Source organism: Thermotoga sp. (genome assembly GCF_021162145.1).
Lineage (GTDB): Bacteria > Thermotogota > Thermotogae > Thermotogales > Thermotogaceae > Thermotoga.
In genome coordinates this window covers 1-4227 of sequence record NZ_JAGGZH010000110.1, presented here as the reverse complement: position 1 = coordinate 4227, position 4227 = coordinate 1, and the positions used below count along the sequence as shown (strand labels likewise).

3 protein-coding genes are annotated in these 4227 nt (G+C 42.1%); all 3 read left to right on the top strand.

Translation table 11 applies throughout. The features are described from left to right. Nucleotides 1-175: 175 nt before the first annotated feature. On the top strand, nt 176-1339 hold the full coding sequence (locus J7K79_RS06990; protein ID WP_296906810.1) for a flagellin: 1164 nt from the start codon (nt 176-178) through the stop codon (nt 1337-1339). Between the two features lie 106 nt (nt 1340-1445). Beyond that, the gene (locus tag J7K79_RS06985) at nt 1446-4022 is read left to right on the top strand and encodes a glycosyltransferase family 2 protein (protein ID WP_296906807.1); all 2577 of its coding nucleotides are present in this window, start codon (nt 1446-1448) and stop codon (nt 4020-4022) included. A gap of 3 nt (nt 4023-4025) precedes the next feature. Then, nucleotides 4026-4227, top strand: a 202-nt coding sequence (locus J7K79_RS06980; protein WP_296906805.1) for a hypothetical protein, incomplete at its 3' end; no start/stop codon positions are given.

The window sequence follows — 4227 nt, the reverse complement described above, 5'->3', positions numbered from 1 at the left end:
GATATGAAACCCACCTCTCTCCCTCCCTGCAAGCTTTTCAAGGTAGATTCTATCACCTTCTGGGTTTACAAACATTTAACATTAAAATTCTCCTCCGCTTTTCCGATTAATATGATGGAAAAACCCGGCGCCGGGTACAGGGAAGTAAAAACTCTCACACGGAGGTGAGCGGTTTATGAGGATCAATCATAATATCAATGCATTGAACGCCTGGAGGAATATCAGTCAAACCCAGTACAGCATGAGCAAAACCCTTGAAAGACTTTCTTCCGGTCTGAGGATCAACAGAGCTGGAGACGACGCAGCAGGCCTGGCAATCAGTGAAAAGATGCGCGGTCAAATCAAGGGTTTGAACATGGCAATTAAGAATGCTCAGGACGCCATTTCCCTGATTCAGACAGCAGAAGGAGCGCTCACAGAAGTACACTCGATCCTCCAGAGAATGAGAGAACTTGCGGTCCAAGCAGCGTCCGATACCAACACTGATGTTGACAGAGAGCAGATTCAGAAAGAAATCGATCAGCTCAGAGAAGAGATCGATAGAATTGCAAGAACAACTGAGTTCAACACGAAAAAACTTCTTGATGGAAAGCTGGAAAGCTTCAGAAGTGAAGTTGACGCCAAAGTCGTGACCGGTGGTAATATAAACGTGCAACTTGGAGAGGTTTCCAGCGCAGCTGTTGAAGGAACATACGTGATAGAAGTTGGTCAACTCTCGGGAACCGCTACATCTGCCCTTGATGTTAAGATTACTTTGTTCACAGCCGGTGGTACGACTTACGTACTTACAACTCTAAGTGCTGGACAAGCAACCCTTGGTGCCATTACCTTTAAATGGACAACAAGCGTTTTCAGCTTGGACGACTTTGGAGGAGCCTTGCCATTAGGAGAAGTTGTTGACAGCGCAGTTGTGAGAGTTGAAGCTATAAATACAACAGCTTCTCAGCTTGTCTTCCAGATTGGAGCCAACGAAGGACACAACATGGTTGCAGGCATCGATGACATGAGTTCTGGAGCTCTTGGTCTGACGACTACCTCTCTTGATGTCACTTCCCAGGATTCTGCTGAAAGAGCAATAATGGTCATAGATGCCGCCATTCACAGGGTGAGCACTGCAAGGGCTGCGCTGGGTGCTGTACAGAACAGACTTGAACACACCATCTCCAACCTTGGTGTTGCCGCGGAAAACCTGACAGCTGCAGAAAGCAGAATCAGAGATGCAGACATGGCGAAAGAGATGATGGAGTTCACCAAACAGCAGATCTTGCTCCAGTCCAGTATGGCAATGCTCGCTCAGGCCAACACACTCCCACAAAACGTTCTCCAGCTCATGAGATAACAATATTTTCAGCTCTGAATGAACAGGGGGCACAAGCCCCCTGTTTGTTTTTTTAAAAAGGAGAATTGCACTACTCTGTAGAAATATTCCCATGAGGTGATCACCAGTGAGAGAATGCTTGTTTTCTGTTGCCATGATTGTGAAGAACGAGGAACACAACATAAAAAGAGCTCTGGAGAGCATAAAAGATATTGTGGATGAAATAGTGGTAGTGGATACTGGCTCCACGGATAGAACCCCTGAGATCGTGAAAGAATATACTGACAAGTTATACTTTCATGAGTGGAAGGATGATTTTTCTGAGGCAAGAAATTTTTCTCTGAAATTTCCCACCTGTGAGTGGGTTCTCATTCTGGACGCAGATGAAGAGGTATCCGAAGACTTCAGAAAAAACATCAGAAAATTCCTTGAAAACCTTCCAGATGATGTAAATACCATCTATCTCCCTACAGTGAGTTATCTGGACTGGAACTTCAAGAGGACAGAGGTTGCGTCCACACCTAGGATATTCAGAAATGGAACGGTTTTTTACAAAAACATAATTCACAATCAACCGGTCTACAAACCTAGAATTGTCCATGCTCCATTTGTGATTTACCACTACGGTTATATCTGGACCAGAAAGCTCAAAAAGCAAAAGTACAAAAGAACAGCAACGCTCATCAGAAAGCATCTTGAGACGGTAAAAGATCCCGTGGAAAGAATATATTATCTTGTACAACTCTACAAAACAGAACTGAGCACCGGAAAAAGATTTGAAGCGAACAAAATTGGTTGGGAGACCCTAAAGGAGATAAAAAAAGTCGGAAAAATACCGGGCATAGGACTTGAATTCCTCTATATTTTTGGTCTGGAACTTGCCACAAATGGCTTTTTAAAAAAAGCAGAAGAACTCATAGATCTTGCGTTGAAAGTCTTTCCTGAGAATCCAGACCCATATTTTGCAAAAATGGTGATTTATGAAAGAAAAAAAGACTGGAGTAAACTCTACGAATACGGAAAAAAGTTCCTTGAAGTGATGAATAACGCCATGCAGAAGATGGAAAAGTATGAGTTCACGATCATGAGCATAAAAGAACTCGGAACATCTCACATGCTTTTGTGTCATGCGTGTTTGAAACTGAAAAAGTGGCAGGAAGCTTATGAACATCTGCTGAAGGCCCTAGAGAACAACGTCGACACATCGAAACTTGCCATCACACTCCAAATTATTTCAGAGATAGAGAGCAAGGAAGAGTTCCTGAAAACTCTAAGGCTCATTGAAAAAATAGTGGAAGTTGGGAAAAATTTGGCTTTCGATGAAATAGTTTCAAAAATCGCGGAGTTTAAAATAAATGTTTCCGAAGAATTTCTGAAAAATCTGCCGGTTTCTAGAAGAATTTCAACTTTCATTATAAGAAGGTTGATAGAGAAAAAAGACCTGCTTCTTGAATATTTAACCGATGGTGATATAAAGTCCTTCGTTGAGAAAACGGGTATTCCCGGGCTTCTTTTCGTTTTCGATTTTTTGAGACAGAGGGAAACAGAAGGAAGACTTATCAGAATTCTTTCAAAGATCGAAGGTGACGAAATATTAACTGGAGTGATACAGGCTCTCATTGGAGATCTGTACCTGAAACTGGGGAATTTCTCTGAGACTCTTTCCAGGTATAGGAGAGCCATTGAACTGGCACCGGAGATAGCCAATTTTGTGAAACCTGTGATAGAGGATCTTAAAACAAGACTCGATACAGACACGGAAGGCGTCTATGAAGAACTTTATACTTACTTTTCCGGATACAGGGAATTTCCCTTCAACATCCTCGATTTTGTCAAAGGGGACGCAGAGAAACTTTATCTCATCTCTGATCACCCGGTGGCCATCTACACTTCTATTGTTGCTCTGGCAGGCAAAAATAGAGAAAAGGCAAAACAACTTCTTGAAAGTATAGAAGATCACTCAAAACTTCCCTTTTACTATTATCGGCTCGCCAGGATATACGAAGAAGAAAATCCAAGGAAAGCATTCGAGTTCCATATAAAAGCAGTGGAGGAAAACGAAAAACTCGGAGACATCTCTCTTGGGAAGTATTTCTACAACGCTCTTTACTCAAATCAGACCTTTTCATTCATGAATGAGAAAGACGAAATTGTCTGGGTAGGAAATATTACAGAGAAGTTCTCAGGGCTTGGCGTGATTCATCCTGTGAGGACCTGGAGGAAAAAAGAGGATTTTTACTATTCTTTTCCTTTCCCCACAGATGAGGCGCTAAAAATTTACAAAGAAAGAGAGAAAGAGCTCTATAAAAATCCTCCTTTTAAGGTGAAAGAAGAGTACATTGTAAAAGTACTAGCAGAAAGTGATCTAAAAGAGCTCACCACGAATCAAGGGAAATTAATGGACTCTATTCTGAAAGACCTGGGAATAAGTCTGAAAGAGAACTCAGAGAATTTGCTCTTGCTTTCTGGAGTGGAGGAGATGCTGAATCTTGAAGAAATCTTTAGAAACTCAAAAAGGGTTTTTGTGTTTTTCTTTGTGCCTGATTTAGAAGATAAGGACAATCCTGTCTGGTTCTATCCTGCCTTCAGAGTACTCAGAACAACTCAGCAGATGAGAAAAACTCTGGAGAACATGGGGTTTTCCGTTGTGAGAGTGAAAGCACTCGAGAAAAATTTGAGATTCATAGAGGCTGCCAGGGGGTGAAGCATGGAAGTTTTTGAAGAACTGCGCAAAGCGATAGAGCAAAAAGACTTTTCGGGTGCAAAGGAAATAGCAGAGAAGATCGATGAAGCCTACACATCAAAAGCAGACGCCTTGGCTCTTGAACCAATCGAGCAGCACGAAACATATCTTGGCAAACGCAAACACCGGGGTTTATATATCAGCTCAATTGGTGTAGCTGTAAATG

Bases quoted from the DNA above. Each gene is read 5' to 3' on its own strand.
- J7K79_RS06990 (WP_296906810.1), top strand. From the start codon at position 176: ATGAGGATCAATCATAATATCAATGCATTGAACGCCTGGAGGAATATC.